At 41.0% G+C, this 210-nt stretch carries 1 protein-coding gene; it reads left to right on the top strand.

What is annotated here, in order from left to right:
• A partial coding sequence (locus K9V48_RS28900) for a hypothetical protein (protein WP_224142375.1) occupies positions 1-180 on the top strand: 180 nt, incomplete at its 5' end.
• Between the last annotated feature and the right edge of the window lie 30 nt (positions 181-210).

Below are 210 nucleotides of genomic sequence, written 5' to 3'. Positions count from 1 at the left end.
ACTTTCGCATCCTTCTTTATCGTTGTAACTATCGACGCACTTGTTGAGGCACTTTTCCTTACATTTAGCGAACCACTATTTACTTTGACGTATTTCGTTTGTGTTTTTGCCTCAGGAGTTGGTGCTGATGGTGTCGATGGTGAAGCCGTGCTTGTTCGAGGTTTTGTTGACGTTAAATAACTTGAACTCACATAGCCTTCTTTTCCATTT

It is taken from the genome of Metabacillus rhizolycopersici (assembly GCF_020075705.1).
This window is presented reverse-complemented; position numbering and strand designations above follow the sequence as displayed.